Source organism: Psychrobacter sp. van23A, from assembly GCF_030845275.1.
GTDB classification, from domain to species: domain Bacteria; phylum Pseudomonadota; class Gammaproteobacteria; order Pseudomonadales; family Moraxellaceae; genus Psychrobacter; species Psychrobacter faecalis.
This window is the reverse complement of record NZ_CP132595.1, coordinates 1459105-1478153: the sequence shown is the minus strand read 5'-3', so window position 1 is coordinate 1478153 and position 19049 is coordinate 1459105. Positions and strand designations below refer to the sequence as shown.

Annotated in this window: 16 protein-coding genes and 2 pseudogenes; 13 read left to right on the top strand and 5 right to left on the bottom strand. The window is 42.4% G+C overall.

Annotated elements, in window-relative coordinates:
* Positions 1–129: 129 nt before the first annotated feature.
* Positions 130–1229, bottom strand: a pseudogene (locus tag RAH45_RS06315) (sulfate ABC transporter substrate-binding protein).
* 236 nt (positions 1230–1465) lie between these two features.
* The gene (locus RAH45_RS06310; protein ID WP_306495857.1) at positions 1466–2641 is read right to left on the bottom strand and encodes a sulfate ABC transporter substrate-binding protein; all 1176 of its coding nucleotides are present in this window, start codon (positions 2639–2641) and stop codon (positions 1466–1468) included.
* A 383-nt stretch (positions 2642–3024) separates the two neighbouring features.
* On the opposite strand from RAH45_RS06310, the gene RAH45_RS06305 reads away from it, so the two are divergent.
* Complete coding sequence (locus RAH45_RS06305) at positions 3025–3558, top strand: hypothetical protein (protein WP_306495856.1); 534 nt, start codon at positions 3025–3027, stop codon at positions 3556–3558.
* Positions 3559–3668: 110 nt separating this feature from the next.
* On the opposite strand, the gene sat is transcribed toward RAH45_RS06305, so the two are convergent.
* Complete coding sequence (gene sat, locus RAH45_RS06300) at positions 3669–4922, bottom strand: sulfate adenylyltransferase (RefSeq protein WP_306495855.1); 1254 nt, start codon at positions 4920–4922, stop codon at positions 3669–3671.
* A gap of 266 nt (positions 4923–5188) precedes the next feature.
* Here sat and RAH45_RS06295 point away from each other — a divergent pair, with 266 nt between their 5' ends.
* The 3 genes from RAH45_RS06295 to RAH45_RS06285 all read left to right on the top strand — a co-directional run bounded on the left by RAH45_RS06295 (position 5189) and on the right by RAH45_RS06285 (position 8169).
* A complete protein-coding gene (locus RAH45_RS06295) occupies positions 5189–6874 on the top strand; it encodes a nitrite/sulfite reductase (protein WP_193030465.1) in 1686 nt (561 codons plus the stop codon).
* Entirely contained in the window at positions 6867–7463 is a 597-nt protein-coding gene (locus tag RAH45_RS06290; protein WP_198327793.1) for a DUF934 domain-containing protein, read from the top strand. Before RAH45_RS06295 ends, RAH45_RS06290 begins: the two co-directional genes overlap by 8 nt.
* Positions 7464–7530: 67 nt before the next feature.
* On the top strand, positions 7531–8169 hold the full coding sequence (locus RAH45_RS06285) for a phosphoadenosine phosphosulfate reductase domain-containing protein (RefSeq protein ID WP_198327794.1): 639 nt from the start codon (positions 7531–7533) through the stop codon (positions 8167–8169).
* Between the two features lie 96 nt (positions 8170–8265).
* Here RAH45_RS06285 and RAH45_RS06280 read toward each other — a convergent pair whose 3' ends face one another.
* On the bottom strand, positions 8266–9009 hold the full coding sequence (locus tag RAH45_RS06280; protein WP_198327795.1) for an SDR family NAD(P)-dependent oxidoreductase: 744 nt from the start codon (positions 9007–9009) through the stop codon (positions 8266–8268).
* Between the two features lie 504 nt (positions 9010–9513).
* Between RAH45_RS06280 and RAH45_RS13755 the strand changes: the two genes are divergently transcribed.
* The 4 genes from RAH45_RS13755 (at position 9514) to cysG (ending at position 13319) form a co-directional block, all read left to right on the top strand.
* Positions 9514–9636 carry a transposase gene (locus RAH45_RS13755; protein WP_373429188.1) on the top strand — a complete coding sequence of 41 codons (123 nt, stop codon included), beginning with the start codon at positions 9514–9516 and terminating at the stop codon, positions 9634–9636.
* Positions 9637–9702: 66 nt separating this feature from the next.
* Positions 9703–10101 carry a hypothetical protein gene (locus tag RAH45_RS06275; protein ID WP_306495853.1) on the top strand — a complete coding sequence of 133 codons (399 nt, stop codon included), beginning with the start codon at positions 9703–9705 and terminating at the stop codon, positions 10099–10101.
* Between the two features lie 398 nt (positions 10102–10499).
* Complete coding sequence (locus RAH45_RS06270) at positions 10500–11450, top strand: 1-acylglycerol-3-phosphate O-acyltransferase, YihG family (protein WP_198327796.1); 951 nt, start codon at positions 10500–10502, stop codon at positions 11448–11450.
* A 258-nt stretch (positions 11451–11708) separates the two neighbouring features.
* On the top strand, positions 11709–13319 hold the full coding sequence (cysG, locus tag RAH45_RS06265) for a siroheme synthase CysG (RefSeq protein ID WP_306495852.1): 1611 nt from the start codon (positions 11709–11711) through the stop codon (positions 13317–13319).
* A 331-nt stretch (positions 13320–13650) separates the two neighbouring features.
* Here cysG and RAH45_RS06260 read toward each other — a convergent pair whose 3' ends face one another.
* On the bottom strand, positions 13651–14016 hold the full coding sequence (locus tag RAH45_RS06260) for a MerR family transcriptional regulator (protein ID WP_306495850.1): 366 nt from the start codon (positions 14014–14016) through the stop codon (positions 13651–13653).
* 86 nt (positions 14017–14102) lie between these two features.
* Between RAH45_RS06260 and RAH45_RS06255 the strand changes: the two genes are divergently transcribed.
* From RAH45_RS06255 to RAH45_RS06235, 5 genes and pseudogenes are all read left to right on the top strand, one after another.
* A complete protein-coding gene (locus RAH45_RS06255) occupies positions 14103–14981 on the top strand; it encodes an alpha/beta hydrolase family protein (RefSeq protein ID WP_306495848.1) in 879 nt (292 codons plus the stop codon).
* A gap of 61 nt (positions 14982–15042) precedes the next feature.
* Entirely contained in the window at positions 15043–15351 is a 309-nt protein-coding gene (locus RAH45_RS06250; protein ID WP_306495846.1) for a hypothetical protein, read from the top strand.
* Positions 15352–15425: 74 nt separating this feature from the next.
* Positions 15426–15950: a PaaI family thioesterase gene (locus RAH45_RS06245; protein ID WP_306495844.1), complete on the top strand. Its 525-nt coding sequence runs from the start codon at positions 15426–15428 to the stop codon at positions 15948–15950.
* A gap of 1043 nt (positions 15951–16993) precedes the next feature.
* Positions 16994–17751 (top strand): annotated as a pseudogene (locus tag RAH45_RS06240) (IS5 family transposase).
* Positions 17752–17952: 201 nt separating this feature from the next.
* The gene (locus RAH45_RS06235) at positions 17953–18756 is read left to right on the top strand and encodes an HAD-IIB family hydrolase (protein ID WP_198327798.1); all 804 of its coding nucleotides are present in this window, start codon (positions 17953–17955) and stop codon (positions 18754–18756) included.
* The last annotated feature ends 293 nt before the right edge of the window (positions 18757–19049 follow it).

Here is a 19049-nt window from a genome sequence, read left to right as displayed (position 1 = left end):
TGTAAGCGATAAAGGACATAGCGTGGGTAGCCATGTCCTTTAGGTGCTTGGACGTTATGGTAAAACTGACGGTTTAAATGCTATTTAAGAAAATTTCTAAATAGCACAATCAGTCAGCGTACTAGCGGCTTACTTTGGTGCATTAATGGCTAACTGATCGAACACGCCGCCATCGCTAAAGTAAGTGCTCATGATTTCATCCCACGTACCAAAGGCATCGTTTGGACGGAAAGTATCGATAGGTGGCAACTTATCGCTGTTTTTATCAAGCACACTCTTCACGCTTGGGCGAAGATATAAGTTAGCTGCCAATTGCTGTGCAGGCTCGCTCCATAAGTAATCAAGATAGGCTTTTGCCGCATCGGTGGTGCCCTTTTTGTCAGTCACGGTTTTCACAACAGCGACTGGGCTTTCAGACTTGATAGAGTATTTTGGATAAACAATATCGACTTGCCCTGCACCAAAATCTTTGGCAGCCAAGTTGGCCTCATTTTCAAAGGTGACCAAGACATCACCGATACCGCGCTGAACAAACGTCGTCGTCGCTGCACGTCCGCCATTCTCATAGACTTTGACGTTTTTCAGCATGTCTTTGACGTAGTTTTTGGCCTTAGTTTCATCTTTATTAAAGGCATGCAAACCATAACCATAAGCGCCTAAAAAGGCATAACGACCATTACCCGTGACTTTTGGGTTGGCCATGACAATCTCAACGCCTTCTTTGGTCAAGTCTTGCCAATCATTAATGCCTTTTGGATTGTCTTTACGCACCAAAAATACGATGGTACTGGTGAAAGGTACGGCGTTGTCTGGGAATTTGCTTTCCCAATCAGCCTCAACCAAGCCTTTTGCTCAAGTAATTCGATATCAGAGCCTTGGTTCATGGTCGCCACATCGGCTTGTAAACCATTAGCCACCGACAGGGCTTGCTTACTTGAGCCGCCGTGCGATTGCTTGATTAAGATATTGCTGTTAGGATTCTCGCTTTTATAGTGCTCAACGAATAATGGGTTGTAGTCTTTATAAAAATCACGTGCCACATCATAAGAGACGTTTAGCAGTTCGATGTTTTGTCCTTCTGCGGCAGCTGGCGTGCCTTCTGCATTAGCAGTCGTTTCTGTCTTTTCGTTATTGCTACAGCCCGCAAGACCCAAGGTCAATGCAACGCCTGCAATGCTCAAGACGTTAAGTGTTTTACTTCTTTGTTGATAGCCTGCTGCGTCTTTCATAAATCCCTCAAAGGTGTCTGTTAGATGATATTCATTAAATGATGCAAGTATGCTAACAGCGCCAGCTTATTATGTTTAATGATGAATATGCGTATGTTATTGCCAAAATGGAATAATGAAGTAATGATGATTAAAATATAGCCTTATCAAACACTTAAACGAGAAATTTCTTAAATTGCCTTTACGCTTTTATTATTCGCTAATGAATATTGCTTATAACTATGCAAAACCCAGCTCTACTTCACTCTCGCCAGCTGATCAAAACGCCCGCCATCGACAAAGAACGTCGCCATGATGCTTTCCCAATCACCAAATACCGCCACAGGCTCAAAGGTTGCAATTTCAGGTAAGGTCTTGCTGTGTGCGGCAAGCACCTTGGTATTACTAGGGCGCATATACATCTGTGCCATCAGCTCTTGTGCGGGCGTCGACCATAGGCCTGTTAAATAGTCATTTGCCGCGGCGGTGGTGCCTTTTTTATCGGTTACGGTTTTCACCACAGCCACAGGGTTGGCAATCACAATCGAGTAACTTGGATACACGATATCGACTTTTCCCTTCGCGAACTGCTTAGCAGCCAGATACGCTTCGTTTTCGGTGGTGATTAAAACATCACCAAGACCGCGCTGGGTAAAGGTCGTGGTGGCAGCGCGCGCGCCATTGTCATAGGTGACGACGTTTGCCAGTAGTTTTTTGATAAAAGTATCGGTTTTGGCGGGGCTTTGCACCTTTTCTTTAAAATGATGTAAGCCGTAGCCATAAGCGCCCAAAAAGGCATAACGCGCCGTGCCACTGGTCTTGGGATTTGGCAATACTACGGCAATATCGTTACGCGCCAAATCTGACCAGTCTTTGATGCCTTTTGGGTTGCCCGCACGAACTAAGAGCACCATGGTACTGGTATAAGGCACGGCATTGTTTGGCAATGCCTGTTGCCAATCGCTAGCAACCAAGCCTTTTTCAACCAGCAAATTCATATCGCTTTCTTGGTTTAAAGTAACGACGTCCGCCTGCAAGCCATTGGCGACCGCCAGCGCTTGTTTGCTCGAGCCGCCGTGCGATTGGTTGATATTCACCTTGATATTTGGGTGTTTTTGCTGATAATTTGCATTAAACAACGGGTTGTAGTCTTTATAAAAGTCGCGTGAGACATCATAAGACACATTTAATAAATCAATATTTTTTGCCTCGTTTGCGGCGTCATTTTGGTTGGCTTCGGTAGGGTTGCAGCCTGTGATCAGTACCGCCGCTGCAAGCACACTACCAAGACCAAAACTGCTGGTAAGATTGACGGTAAAACTAAAGCGATTGGTGAGCACTTTGCCGATGCTTTTAGGTTGAATGGCGAAAGAAGCACGCGCATTGATATGCTTGTGAGGTGTTTTTTGGCCGCTCTTTTTATTTGGCTGCATATTTGCTCTCGATAGGAACGTTGTTCTCTAATAATAGGGATAAAAACCTTGCATTTCGAAATTCGGTTCTATGGATAATGAGCAATATGCTAACAGCCTGTGAGACAATTGCTTAGTGACAAATACGCTTATCGAGTGATTAACTTGGCATAAGTAATTTTATTAGTTATTCTAAAGTGCTTGTCTTTCCTCGGTATTTTTGCAGTTTTGTGATAAGCAGACACTTTTGAGTAAGTTACGGTATTACTTAGGCTCTAGACGAGCCTCTATAGAGTCGATATTATCCCTTAGCTTGTTGTATATCAGGCGATGCACTGATAAAACTTAGCCCATCCGCTTTCACTTATTTCCTGTTTACTAACCCCTTTATTAAAGGTAATGCAATGATCAAGTCTCCACCTCGTCATGCCCGTCAGTCACGCTTTTTTGTAGGTATTTTAACGACCTCTATCGCTTTATTGGCCTTAAGTGGCTGTAATAACGTAACGCCAAGCGTTAATAACCAAACGATTCAGCAACCAAACGCTGCTGTCACACCAGCGGTGCAGACGGTCGTTGGCGATTACGCCTCTGACGGTTATGCCAAGCGTGCCCAAGGCTATGATTGGGTGGGTGTGATGATAAGAGCTGACGGCGCAGACAATGGCGAGCAAATTGATATTAAGGTACGAGCGCGTGGTGATGTGAAAAAACCAACTTGTCACTTCGATGGTAAAGCGACATTAATGGGACAAGACGAGGCGCACGGTGTCATTTTTCAAACTAAGGTCAATGACAGTACCGCCTTTTTCCAGTTTAAAGATGATGCGTTGACCATTGATAGCCAAGATAAGTACGCGCTGAATTATTTTTGTTCGGGTGGAGCCTCATTCGTTGGCGAGTATCAAAAGCTTAAGGGTGATTTAGCGCTCAATTAATAGCTTTAATTGCCCATTTTAGATAATAAAATGAGATAAGAAAAAAGGTGCCAGATATTTATTCTGACACCTTTTTTATTGCGCATTATCTTTTTTAAATATTAAGGTTCTTATACTGCAGAAGCACCGACCAATTTCACCTCAGCACGTTCCTCTTTTGCGATACCGGCGTAGTAGTCACGCAAAATCTGTAGCACTTCTGGACGGCTAAAGTTATCTGGGATTTCCTCGTCTTCTGATAGCGCTTTACGTAGCTTGGTGCCTGATACTTTGACATGCTCAGATGCTTCATGCGGGCAGGTTTTATCAGAAGCCATGGCATTACAAGCATTACACCAAAATGTCCAGCCAATTTTTAGCGGCTGGGTAATCAAGTCGTCTTTACCAACATATTCAAAGATGGTTTGCGCATCAAACGCGCCATAATAATCACCAACGCCCGCATGGTCACGACCAACAATCAGATGACTACAGCCGTAGTTTTGACGGAATACCGCATGTAGCAATGCCTCACGTGGTCCTGCATAACGCATGTCGAGCGGATAACCGGCTTGAATAACGGTGTCTGCTCTAAAGTAATTATCAATCAAGGTCTTGATTGCTTCTTGGCGCACTTCAGCTGGGATGTCGCCCGGTTTTAGCGCGCCGAGTAGTGAATGAATCAATACGCCGTCACAAATCTCGATAGCAATCTTGGCAAGGTATTCGTGCGAGCGGTGCATCGGATTACGCGTTTGAAAGGCAGCAACGGTTTTCCAGCCTTTGGCGTCTAAAATTTCGCGAGTTTCAGCAGGCGTCTTATAAATCTCTGGGTATAAGGTTGGGAACTCACCTTCGCTTAGTACTTCAACACTACCTGCGATGTTTACCTCACCCTGGTTAAGTACTTGCTGTACGCCCGGATGCTCGCTATCGGTAGTGGTAAAGACTTGCTGACACTCATGGGCTTTATCAATGGTATAAGTTTCTTCTACCGTCAAGATACCCATAACCTCACCATCTTGCGCCACTAACGCGACTTTATCACCTTGGTTTAAGTTATCGGCAGTCGCTTTAGGCGCTGATAAGGTAATGGGAATCGGCCAAAACAAGCCAACATTGTCGCCGCTTTGCAGGCGCATATTATCCACGACGCCTTGCCAATCTGCCTGATTCATAAAACCATTTAACGGGGTAAAGCCACCAATCCCAAGCATAATCAAATCGCCGCGCTCACGAGAGCTTAAGGTAATCGTCGGCAACGTGCTGGCAAGATTTAATGCTTGCTTGCGCGCCTCACCTTTTAATAGTAATGGTTTTAGCTCGCTACTGCCGTGCGGCGGAACAAGTTTTGATGAGGAAAGATTGGGATTGGTAGATGTCATTTTTAAAACCTTAATAATGAAATTGAGAGATAGTTGGTCAGGAGAATGAGCGCTTAAATTTGATAAATATAGGCTACCTAACTTTGGTTATGAAAATTTATGCTGTGTTTGGATATGGATATGTCTTAAAGGAATTTATGTTTATGGGTTTAAGCTTATATGATGTGACTCTGAATTGTTTACCTTGCGATTGGCAATACAAGCGATCACACGCAAATCATTTTCGTCGCGGCTTTTTAAGTTAAAAACAAAATTGAGATTACGTCATGTATCAATATAATTACGCTGACCAAACCTTGGTAGAGGAACGAGTCGCCCAGTTTCGCGACCAAACCGAGCGGTTTTTGGCAGGTGAACTGCCAGAAGAGCAGTTTTTACCGCTGCGTTTACAAAACGGGCTGTATATCCAGCGCTATGCACCGATGCTACGTATCGCCGTGCCATATGGCTTGCTGGCAACCTATCAATTACGCAAATTGGCTGAGATTACCCGTAAATATGATAAAGGTTACGGCCACTTTACCACCCGTACCAATATGCAGCTGAACTGGCCAAAACTTGAAGAAGTGCCAGATATTTTGGCCGAATTGGCATCGGTGCAAATGCATTCTATCCAAACCTCGGGCAACTGTATCCGTAATACCACCACCGACCCTTATGCGGGTATTCATAAAGAAGAGATCGCCGATCCGCGTCCTTATTGCGAGATTATTCGCCAGTGGTCAACCTTTCATCCGGAATTTGCTTTTTTACCGCGTAAATTTAAAATTGCCGTCATCGGTACGGCAAAAGACCGCGCGGCAACGCAGGTGCATGATATCGGACTGCATTTAAAGAAAAATGACGCAGGCGAGCTTGGCTTTGAAGTGATAGTTGGTGGCGGTCTTGGGCGTACGCCCGTGATTGGCAAAACCATTAATACATTTTTACCACGCCAGCATCTGCTCAGCTATTTAGATGCGATTTTGCGTGTCTATAATCTGCATGGTCGCCGCGACAATAAATTCAAAGCGCGTATCAAGATATTGGTCGATAGCATGGGCGGCCCTGCGTTTGCCAAATTGGTCGATGCCGAATGGGAAGCCAATATCAAAGATGGGCCGTTGACCTTGACCGATGCCAACTTTGACAAGGCCAGCAGCTATTTTACTGAGCCTGATTATCTCAGCTTTGATGCGCTACAGGTACAGTCGGACTTGCAGCAGCAACTAGAGGCTGATAAAGACTTTGCCAATTGGTATCAGCAAAATACCGTGGCGCATAAAATCGCAGGCTACCGCGCGGTGGTCATTTCGTTAAAAGCGGGCTTGGTCGACGGACGCTACGTACCGTCAGGTGATATTACTGAGTCGCAAATGGACGCCCTCGCCGACCTCGCTGACGAACATAGCTTTGGCGAGCTGCGCGGTACTTATCAGCAAAATCTGGTCTTTGCCGATGTACAAACCAATCGCTTGTACGAATTATGGCAGCAGCTGGCGGCGCTACATTTGGCCCGTCCAAATATCAATACCCTAACCGATATGATCGTCTGCCCAGGCTGGGATTTTTGCTCGCTTGCCAATGCCACAACCCACAATATCGCTGAGCAAATCGAAAAGCAGTTTGATGATCTCGACTACCTTTATGACTTAGGTGAGATTCGCCTCAATATGTCTGGCTGTATGAATGCCTGCGCCCATCACCATACCGGCGATATCGGTATCCTTGGGGTCGATAAAAAAGGTGAATACTGGTATCAAATCAGCCTCGGCGGCAACTCTAGCAACGACGCCAAACTCGGTAAGATATTGGGCAAGGCTGTACCAACCGATGCCGTAGCAACAACGATACAAAAGATAATCGACGTCTACCTTGAGCAGCGCGTCAGTAATGACAATGATGTCGAAGGCTTTGGTGATTTAGTTGACCGTATTGGTATTGCTCCTTTTAAGGAGAAGGTCTATGGCTAATCATCATGTGTTCAATAACGATGGCACCGATATCAGTGAGACTGACACTTGGCTTGCGCTTAGCACCAATGAGCTGCCTGATGGTATTACCCTGACCGATATATCACTGCTAGAGCTGCTGCAAAAACAAGAAAAACTTGAAATCGTTTTACCGCTTGCTGATTTATTAGATGCTAAAGGCAATATTGCAGGCGGACTATTACAACAAGTACGTGAATTGTTAGCCAAGCATATTAGCCGTACCGGTGTCTGGGTGACATCAGATAGCGATACCGAAGTGCTGACGCGTATTCCAGAGTTTTTATTACAGCAAGATTTGATTGTGATTCACGTCCCCGCTTTCACTGACGGACGCGGTTTTAGTTACGCCCAAACCTTACGCCAAATGGGCTATCAAGGCGAGATTCGTATGGCTGGCAAGTTTGGTCGCGATCAAATCGCCTATCTGCTACGCGCAGGCGCAGACAGTTTTGTGATAAGCGCGCATGACCTGCAGTCTATCTCTGATATCAGCCAAGCATTTAATGCACTTGCCAGTAGTTATGACGGTCGTAACGCCGCCGACTTACCGATGTTTGCTGGTGCTTAATATTCATATTTACCACCCTATTTATTATCAATCATTTATATATTTTTTTACCCTTAAGGAATCCATCATGAGCCAATTACACCCAAACTTAGATATCGATCAAGCCAACCAAAAATTAAAAGGTAAATCACCAGAAGAAATCGTCGCATGGGCACTGACCCAAGCGAAAAACCCAATTATTACCACCAATTTCCGCCCATATGAGTCAGCGATTTTGCATTTGGTTGCTAAACAGCGCCCTGACATCACGGTATTGTGGGTAGATTCTGGCTATAACACCGATGCGACCTATCAATTTGCCAATAAAGTTATCCGTGATTTGAACTTAAACGTCATCACTTATATTCCTAAACAAACCGCTGCCTATCGTGACGCAACCATGAACGGTATCCCAGGCATTGATAATCCGCAACATGATGAATTCACTGATCAAGTAAAACTTGAGCCATTTCGCCGTGCGTTAGATGAGCTAAAACCTGATGTCTGGTTTAACGCCATTCGTAAAGATCAAACTGAATTCCGCCAAGGTCTTGATGTGCTTAGCTTATCAAAAGATGGCGTGTTAAAAGTAGCGCCGTTATTTGAAAAAACTGATGCTGATTTAGACGTGTATCTTGAAGAGCATAATCTACCAAATGAGTTTGATTACTTTGATCCGACGAAGGTTGAAGAGAGCCGTGAGTGCGGTTTGCACACGCAGTTATAATATTCCTGACTTAAGAAATCACTATGTTTGAATGTAAAAAGCCCTTTTAAATGAAAGGGCTTTTTTAATTTCGATAGCTTATAGCTTTTTAGAACGTTATTTACGACCGAGAACCCAGCCACCATCCATAAAGACGTTCGAGCCATGCATATAGTTTGAGTCATCAGACGCCAAAAATACCGCGAGCGCTGCAATCTCTTCGGGCTTGCCAGCACGCTTAGCTGGTATACGATTTAAGCGCTCATCATCAATACCATCGGTCATAGGCGTTTCGATAAAGCCCGGTGATAGAATATTTACTTTGATCCCTTGACTGCCAAAATCAAATGCCAATTGTTTGGTAAATCCTAACACCGCATGCTTGGAAGTCACATAAGCGGAACCGCCGGGTCCTGCCATTTGCGTCGCTTGCGAGCCAACATTGATGATAACTCCACGTCCTTGCTTGATAAAGTGCGGAATCACCGCTTTTGAGGCGAGGTATGGCGCTTTGACATTAATTGCCATCAATTTATCGTATAAGTCTTCTTCTAACTCGACGGCATTATCATAAGCGTCGTGGATGCCCGCACCATTATATAAAATGTCAATTTGACCATAAGCTTCTAAGGCTTTATCGACCACCGCTTCAATCTCTGCTTTTTTGGTCACATCGGCATGCACAAAGAGAGCGTCTTGACCTTTATCGGTTATGTCTTTGACAATACGTTTGCCGTCTTCTTCATCGCGACCCGTGACGACAACCTTTGCCCCTTCGTCGGCATACGCTTTTGCAGTCGCTTCGCCTAGTCCTGAGGTACCGCCAAATATAATAGCCACCCTGTCTTGTAATTTCATCATGTTCATCCTTGTTTTTTATATTGTAAATCTCTGTACACGACACAAAAAATGACTAAGGACAAGGCATAATAGTAATTTTTCTTACTAACCACACTATGCCAAACCTTAATCAGCTCATAAATATATTATCGCAAAACCTAACCATGAACAAGGCAAGATTGACGTGTTTAGCCTTAATTACTCTAGCGATAATACAAGTACAAAGTAGTAACCTCAAACAAATAGCAAGAGGATTTGTCAAAGGTAGGACAAATAGTAATTACAGACGGCTACAACGCTTCTTTGCACAAGTTGACATAGACCAAGACCAGTTAGCCAAATTCATCTATCAACTCTTTGACTTAGACGAAGTCATCATCAGCATAGACAGAACCAACTGGAAATTAGAACAACATCTTTTGCTCAGCGTTGTTCATCAAGGAATCGCTATTCCCTTATACTGACCCTACTTGATAAAAAAGGTAACAGCAATAGTAATGAGAGATGTGAGCTCATACAAAGTTCATCAACACCTTTGACAAAATACAGTATGTATTAGCCGATAGAGAGTTTGTTGGCAAAGAGTGGTTTCAATGGCTAAATAAAGAGCAAATAAAGTTTTGCATTCGCATCAAACACAACACCTAGTAGCCAATCATCAGGGTAAATTGGTACAAATAAAGACATTGTCATCTATCCCCTCATGAAACGTTTATGTTAGCCAGAGTTGTTCCCGTATATGGCGTTAAAGTTCGTCTATTTAAGCGTGATGCTGACAACGATTATGTCATCATAGCGACCAACAATTTAGATCATACGGATGCTATGGCTCTTTATAGCAGACGCATTGAAACCTTGTTTTCTTGTTTTAAAGGACGAGGGTTTAATCTTGAAGATACGCATCTTACACAGTTGGATCGTAAGTTAGTGGCGGTTTGTGCGCTAGCATTTTGTTGGTCATATCGCATTGGGATTAAAACTGTACAGCAGCACCCTAAAAGACGAAAGCTTAAGAAACATGGTCGACCCCAGCAAAGTTTGTTTGCTATTGGTTTGGATGTTTTGATTGATGGTTTGCGTGAGTATTTCTTTGCTGGCAATCGACGTGTTTGAGGTCCTAATAAGTTATTTGTCTCCTGACCTTTGAGACTTTGAGCATTTTGTCGTGTACAGAAATTGTAAATGAAACTTTTCCTATCTGATAACATCTGGGTTAGATTAACATAGTCACCTAACTGTGAATGTTAGGCTATGTTAGACATTTTTAATCAGCCAATAACTGGCACTTATCTAGCCTTTTAGTTGCATAAATAACGTTTTCTTAACGTTTTATCGGCTAACATTAAGGTATTCTATAGCTTCAAAGCTGGCGCAACATCACATTAAACGTTAAGCCAACCTTTTAAAGCTAAACTATGGACGAAGCTGCCCGTCGTTGCGGCTACCTGTGCGCCTATTTATCATCAAGCTCGATCATGGCTTTGCCACCCTCAACAATATGGATAGTTGTTATGCCCTTTATAAAAAAAATTGATTCATTCTATGAAAAACTGCACGATAAGCTGCCAGTCGTAGGCAGAGCGGCTTCTTTTCTGACGGGTACTGGCGTCCTCACTGCCAATAGTGCGTTGGTTGGTCTACCGGTCTGGACTATGGGCGCGGCGAAAGTATTGACTGGGTCAAAACTGACCGATGATGCCTTAATTGCAATTACCAAATATTGGATTAATACTAATAATGCCGTTATCGACCACGCATTACCTCATAAAGACTGGCGCATCAACCTGCCCGATGATCTAAGCGAAGATAAGCAGTATCTCTTGGTCAGTAACCATCAGTCGTGGGTCGATACCAGTATCGTGCAATATATCAGCCAAGACACCCTGCCTCTAACAAGGTTTTTCACCAAGTTTAATTTGATTTATATTCCCGTTATCGGTCAAGCCTTTTATTTCTTAGACTTCCCAATGATGCGCCGCCACTCTAAAGAAGCGATTGCCAAAAATCCTGCCCTCAAAGGTAAGGATATCGAAGAAGCAAAGCGCGCCTGTCGTCAATTAAAAAACAAACCTTTTGCGCTATTAAACTATTTAGAAGGCACGCGCTTTACTAAAGAAAAACATGATAAGCAAGGCTCACCTTATGAGCATTTATTAAAACCACGCGCTGGCGGGTTGTCGTTAGCGCTTAATGCGTTAGGCGATGAATTGGATTCTATTTTAGACATGACTATCGTCTATCCCGACGGTGCGCCTGACTATGATGATTTATGGAAAGGTAATATCCGTCGCTTGGGCGTCGATGTGACGCGCTTAACCATACCGGACGAGTTATTTGCGGCCATTATGGATGGTGGCTATGACCGTGATGAAGCCACTAAAAAAATGATGTTTGATTGGCTCGAGGACATTTGGCAACAAAAAGATGCGCGTATTACTAAGATGCTAAGTGAGTTTGAGTAGACTTTGGCAGTACGTTAAACTCTATCCATGTAAATATAAGATTTAGAATCCACATCAGCCACAAGCTTAAAAGTGAGCTTGTGGTTTTTTTCTGCCACGTTTCTACGTTTTTATTCCCCAGCTATTCCACATCTTAGCAAAAACCATCAGCAACATGACAAAAACGAATATGTTAATGCCAATTCACTGCATGAGACGTAGCGCGTGATACCGCATAATGATGGCATATTTTATATTGACTGAATCATTGGTGATGCTATGAACACCTTTCCGCTATTTTTTAAATTAGAAGACCGCAAAGTACTGATCGTTGGTGGCGGTGATGTCGCGCTACGTAAAGCTGACTTACTCAGGCGCGCTGGTGCTGCGATCACGATTCTTGCACCAACTATCAGTGCTGAAATACAAGCTTTGCTCAGCCATACTAAGGACAAAGCCAAGCACGAACTGATTTATGAAAACTACAATAAAGCTTATATGACTGGCGCACGCGTTATTATCGCCGCAACGGATGATGAAGCGCTCAATCATCAAATTCATGCTGATGCCAGCGAGCTGAATATTCCCGTCAACGTCGTTGATACGCCGCATTTATGCGACTTTATTTTCCCAGCCATCGTCGATCGTAATCCAATTGTGATTGGCATTTCATCCAATGGCAAAGCGCCGGTGCTGGCACGTTTACTGCGCGCACGTTTAGAGACGTTAATCCCGCAAGGTTATGGCAAATTGGCCAAGCTGGCTGGTGACTTTCGGGATGAGGTAAAAACCAAAATCCCAACGCTGACAGGACGTCGTCAGTTCTGGGAGCGCGCTTTTGAAGGTGAAGTCAGTCAGCTGATGTTTGCTGGTAATGAAAATGCAGCAGCGGCGCGACTGCAAGCCGATTTAGATAACACTGCATCTGCTATCAATAAAAAAAATACAGCAGATGATATATCTGTAGAGTCTCAATCTGTAAAAAATACAATGGGCGAAGTTTATATCGTCGGTGCAGGCCCCGGTGATCCAGAGCTGCTGACCTTTAAAGCCCTACGCCTCATGCAGCAAGCCGATATCGTCTATTATGATGCGTTAGTATCACCGCAAGTATTGGATTTATGCCGCCGCGATGCTGACAAAGTATTTGTCGGTAAAAAACGTAGCAACCATGCCGTCGCTCAGTTTGGCATCAATGAGCTGCTTGTCAATAGTGCAAAAGAAGGTCGCCGTGTGGTGCGTTTAAAAGGCGGTGATCCCTTTATCTTTGGCCGCGGCGGTGAAGAGATTGAAAGCTTGCGTGCGCATGGCGTCCCTTATCAAGTTGTGCCTGGTATCACTGCTGCTAATGCTGCTGCAAGTTATGCAGGTATTCCTTTGACGCACCGTGATCACTCGCAGTCGGTACGTTTTGTCACGGGGTTTTTGAAGGCTGGCACGCCAAACAGCAACTTTAAAAGCTTTTTAAATACCGACGAGACGGTGGTGTTTTATATGGGGCTGCATTCACTACCACGCTTGACGACAGGTTTGATTGATGCTGGACGTAGTAGCGATACCCCTATCGCCATTGTCTCTAATGCCAGTATGCCCAATCAGCAAGTTTTGACTGGTACGCTTGCCAATATCGTTGAGTTGCAAGAACAAAACCAGCTACCCACGCCTGCTCTGCTGATTATGGGAGATGTGGTTGGACTGCATCATGATCTGGCTTGGTATCATGTAGACAATGAGCAAAACAACGAAAATGCTGCTGATACTGATAACAATTGGTTGCGCGGTGGCAAGACAGCGGCGGCAAAAGCCCCTACTAGCCAGCAAGCACATGCGCTATCAATGGTCGCTAATTTGGCGACCGCTGATGATGTGGAGCAACTAGTAATTGGTTAAGTGCGATTAAGGTCAAGCAACTATCGAGATTGTAGAGAGCATCAAAAACCTCTATGACGTTGACATAATAATAGTTTGTTAAAGGTATACCTACGAGGAACCAATTAGGTGCTTTAACTAATTCGGTACCCTAGTGAGGACTTGAATCTTTGGCTGTGAGCTAATGGTATTAAGGTTTCAACTTGCTGAGATAGCCACAGTGTACTTCATGATGTACTTACCATAGATATTCTATCTATGATCGGTGCGCTAGTGAGGACTTGAAGAGACCATCCCAGATTCTGTGTAACTGACGTTTAGATTAAATACTTACACAAAATTTAGGAAGGTCTCAAAGCGCCAACTTATCCTTATATTCACACATACCTTTTAATGCATTATCGATTAACGTTTTCATCTTAGACAGTTCTGAAATTTTAATTTCTAGCTGTTTGTTTTTTTCTAGAAGCTTTTCACCCATTTGTGATTGCGTCAGGTTGTTTGAATACAATAGCTCTGTTAGCTCTCTAATCTCTTTTAAGGTGAAACCTAACTCCTTCGCCATAATAATCATATTGAGCTGTTCCACAATCCTGTTATCGTAATCTCTATAACCATTAGATTTTCTAGATGGTGACGAAATTAATCCTTCCCTTTCGTAAAAACGGATCGTATCTCTGCTTAGTCCTACGGCTTCGGTCAATTCTTTTATATTCATTATCGAGCACCCTCAATTAACGCTTGACTGTGGAGTAATGTCCATAGTTTATAGTAGGCGTTAATTAACAACAAGTAGGTTCTTTTATGGATATAAATATTCTGACGGACGACAACGTCGAGCTGCGTGCAACCCTCTATAAAGCGAATAACCCTAAGGCCGTTGTTCTAATAAATCCAGGAACCGCTACTAAAACTTCTTATTATTTGCCGTTTGCTAAATACTTAAGAGAGCATGGTTTTCATGTCATTCTTTGGAACTATAGAGGTTTTTGCGATTCTAAAACAAGTCATCTAAAGGAGTGTCATTATCAGTATTCTGATATCGGACGGTACGACATTCCAGCTGCCATCGATACAGCCAAGCGCCTGTTCAATGACTTACCCTTGTATTGCGTAGGGCATAGCGCTGGAGGTCAACAAGTTGGCCTTGCTCATAATGCTGATCAATTGGATGCTTTAATCGCAGTGGCTGTCTCAGCAGGATATTTTAGCTATATGCCGCTTCGCTATCGTCTTAAAGCCAATTTCTTTTTTCGTTTTTTAGCACCGCTTAGTAATAAAGTCTTTAATTATGTGCCGGCTAAAAGCTTCAAACTCATGGAAGATTTGCCAGCTGGTTTTACAGAGGAATGGGGTGCTTGGTGCCGAGAAAAAGAGCTGTTTTTCTCAGATAAATTCTATGGGAAAACCATTCCCCTTGGTACTTACAAAAATTTTAATGTGCCAACTTTCGTCTTCACTGCCGATGATGATGAAATCTGTACTGAACGCAACCTGCATAACTTTTGGAAAAATGTGACCAGCGATCGACCTATCACTTTTAAACGCTATAGCATTCGCAAGGGCTCAGACCAATCAGTTGGACATTTTGGTTACTTTAGAAGTAAAAACACTCATATTTGGCAAGATATTTTAAAGACGATCAACAAGGTACACCATGATAAATCGCTACAAATACTATAAAACTTTAATTTTCATTGTATTACTTAATGTGTTTTCGAGCATTTTACACTATGTTCATAATGTGATTCACTTTGACCACTATCCTGAACCTGATTGGCTATCTCCCCAGCTCGTAGATGCTTTCTGGTTCGTCATGACACCAATTGGTATCTATGGCCTGATCGTGGCTGTCAAAAGCCAGATGGCCAAGGGACGTTGGTGGCTTTATTTGTATGCATTAATGGGGTTGTTGTCGTTACTGCACTACAACATAGAGACTGATAATATCATGACTGTTACCATGCACAGTCTTATCTGGTTTCAAGCAATTTGTGCCTTTTGGTTAATCGCCTATGTAACGATGTACTTTAAAAATAAAAGTGGGCATTAAGAGTACTAATTGGTGAAACTTTAGCCTTTATAAAAATAGCCTAACCTCTTATTTATCGTTTTAAGGAATTGAAAATGAATGTCGAAGAAACAATAGCAACATGGGAAGCAGAAGAAACACGTATTAGAGAAAAGCTAGGTGACGCTGATGTCATTCCATTATCAGACTTAACTACTCGCAGTGGTATGGATATTTTTAATGCTATGTTTGCAGGAGAGCTGCCTCATCCTCCTATTGGTCTGACACTTGACTACACTCCTATTCATATGGAAAAGGGTATTGCGGTTTTTCAAGGACGTCCAAAGCGTCATCATTACAACCCATTGGGTACAGTCCACGGTGGCTGGTTTTGCACGCTTTTAGATTCTGCTGTTGGTTGTGCTGTCCATACCCTCTTACCAGCAGGAAAAACCTATACAACGTTAGAGATAAAAGTAAATATGGTGCGAGCTTTGACAGTGGCAACACCTTTAGTACGGGCTGAAGGCAAAGTCATTCATGCTGGTCGGAGAACAGCGACTGCTGAAGGCAAAATTGTAGGGCCTGATGGCAAATTATATGCCCATGCCACCACAACCTGCATCATTCTTGATGTTTAGATAAAATTTTTGGGTGGTGTTCTAAAAAGTATGCTGGCGATAGAAGCCAATAAAAAATCTATGCTAAGTTCTCTGATTCTATAGGGCTTTCAAGGCTTCAAAAACTGTTCAAGTTTTAATCAGCATACTTTTTGACACACCACCAAAAAATCTTTGACTTGCTTTTCTCTGCACACGACAAAAAAAATCATCCCCAACCGATTTTCATGGGTTTAGGGGTTAAAAAACTAGCTAACTGTCTTAGATGGTCTTAAAGCTTAGAAGTGTAAAGCACAATAAACTTTCTTATATTTATCAGGATCATCTTTATTAGCTACAAACCCTTTGCTAACCAACTTTACCGTTAAATGTTTCACCTTCATCATTAGTTATCATAACAATCAAGTTTTGATCCCCAAAACTTTGGAGTTCTTTAATCAGCTCTTTAATTGTCTTAGTTCTATCTTCCTATTGCACTATAATCTATTGTAAGTATGCCTATGACAAACCAATTTCACTGGTTCGGTTCCCTAGTGAGGACTTGAACATTAGGCTGTATGCTATTGGTGTTAGTAGCCAAAATTATTTATAGCAGCTCAGTGTACATAGAAGTGTAATTTTGAACATAAAATGGTGATACCTTCAGTATAAAGACGTTTAGAATTATCTAAGCCCCAAAAGTAGATTTCTCTTGATAAACTAGTGTTCACTAAATTGATTGTATGTTTGCGATATTAAATAGTAAGTGCCTTCATCTATTTTTATAACTTAATGACAAACGATAAAAAGAAGTAAAGGCTAATAAAAGAAGGATTTTAAGGTTATAGTTATATGAAAGCATGAGGGGTAATCTATGAGAGATAAAAGGCTCATCATACGGGCAGTAGCAGTCTTTATTTTAATTATTGGACTAACAATTATCGTTATAATTCAATTCAAATTAATGTCACTCAGCATGTTTTATAGTCTTTTTTAATTAGGGACTGTATAGAATTCACTAATTGAAAAAAATAAGCAGCGCCTTACCCTCTTGTTTACCACAGCAAAGAAAAAAGGCGTCACTTATGGCTCGCCCTAAGCTCACTAATGAGTACTGGCACAAGCTGTCTAATATATTGCGACAAATCAACATATATACCAAGCCCAATCTAAGACTCACCGTTGAAGCGATGTTATATCGCATACGATTGAGCTGTCCATGGCGTGACTTACTGTCCTGTTTTGGCAATTGGTCTAGCGTTTATCACCAATACCGCTATTGACGTAAAACAGGTAAGTGGCAAAAACTTATGGCAATCGTAACAGTAGACTATGATAGCGAATGGTTATTTATAGGTGGCAGTATGGTCAAAGCCCATCAGCATAGTACAGGTGCAGCCAGTTGTCGTGATGAAGCTATAGTAGGAGCGTGGCCGATCATAGCAGCAAGCTGCACTTAGTGGTTGATGTTTGCGGTAACCCTATCTATGTTCAGCTGACAGGCGAACAGGTACATGACTCTAAGGTAGTCAATATATTAATTAAAAGCACGACTAAGAAACAGACTCAGACGGTAGTAGCAGGCAGAGGCTATGATAGTAGCGACATTAGAGCGTGTGACTTTAAGCAGTGTGCTGAGTCGGTCATACCGGTTAAGTCTAACTTTAAAAGCAATAACGATACCTTGGATTGATATTTATATCGCTGCCGCTATTTGGTAGAAAATGCTTTTGCTAGGTTGAAGCATTTTAGAGGCATCGCCACTTGTTATGATAAGCTTAAAGACAGTTACGGGGCTGCGATCATACTAGCTTGTGTTTTTATTTGGTTGCCTTTGATTTGAATTCTATACTGCCCCCAATCTAAGTTGTAATAAACCCAAGTTATTAGTCCATAAAGTAATTGCTCAAGGGGTTGTTCTAAAGTGCTGGATGTCATGAGAGATCTCATGGCATTTTCGACTGCGTTTATTTCAATAAAAACCGCTAAGAAATGGTCTGAAACAAGTCGACCATGACAAATAATTGTTTTGTATCCTACTGCTATGAAAAATAGATATCTTGTATTTACCGATTTAGATGGAACACTACTCAATCACCAGGATTATAGTTTCGCTCCTGCAAAAGAGGCCTTAGCACTTTTAAAATATCGCTCAATTCCTCTCATTATCGCTACGAGCAAAACCTTTAGTGAAGTAGTAGTGCTTCAAAAAGAGTTAGGCATGCGGCAGCCTTTTATTGTTGAAAATGGTGCTGGGATATTTGTGCCCTCAGAGTCTGTACTTGCAAAAGAGGTGGCGTTTAAAGAGGAGTGGATAAAATTCTCTAAAGCGCACTCCTACATAGAACTGAGACTTTTTTTCACACACATGAAACAGAGCTACTCTATAAAAGGTTTTGGAGATATGAGTGTTGATGAAGTAATGCAGCATACAGGTTTGCCAAGAGAAGAGAGCCTAAATGCCATGAAACGCGACTTTAGTGAGCCTTTTTTGATGCAAGACGAAAGAGGGTTTGAGGCTCTTAAAAAAGAGGCAAATGAAGAGGGCTTTGATATAGTAAAAGGGGGAAGATTTTATCACCTTGTCTCACTCCTACAAGACAAAGCAAATGCCATGCTTACACTTGCTCACATGTATGAAGAGTATTACAACCAAAAGTGTACCAAGATAGCCCTTGGTGATAGTGCAAATGACTTTACTATGATAAAAAAAGCAGATATTGGTGTTTTAGTTCCCCTCTATGATGGCTCTTTTAGTGCCATAGGAAACGCAGATATAAAAAGAGCAGCCTATCCAGGACCAAAAGGTTGGAATAGCTCTATACTGGAGATATTTGATGGACTCTAAAGCGCTTGCAAGAGAGATATTTGTCGATGCACTTGAGGCGTCTTTGCTAAAAAAATTCGTCACAAAATATGGCTAGCTTAAAGAAAAGATTTTAGGTGTAGGTAGCAAGAAATATGGTACCCCCCTAAACATAAGGCTGTAGTGGCACAAATATGATAGATGTAGCGATAATAATAAAAGGTAACCGTGCAGGTTAGAGTGCCACGCTTCGCTTGCAATGACACTTGCTGTCACTGCGAGGTTTTGAAAAATAATGGCAGTCTATAGTCGATGCACCTAAAAAGTGTTATATC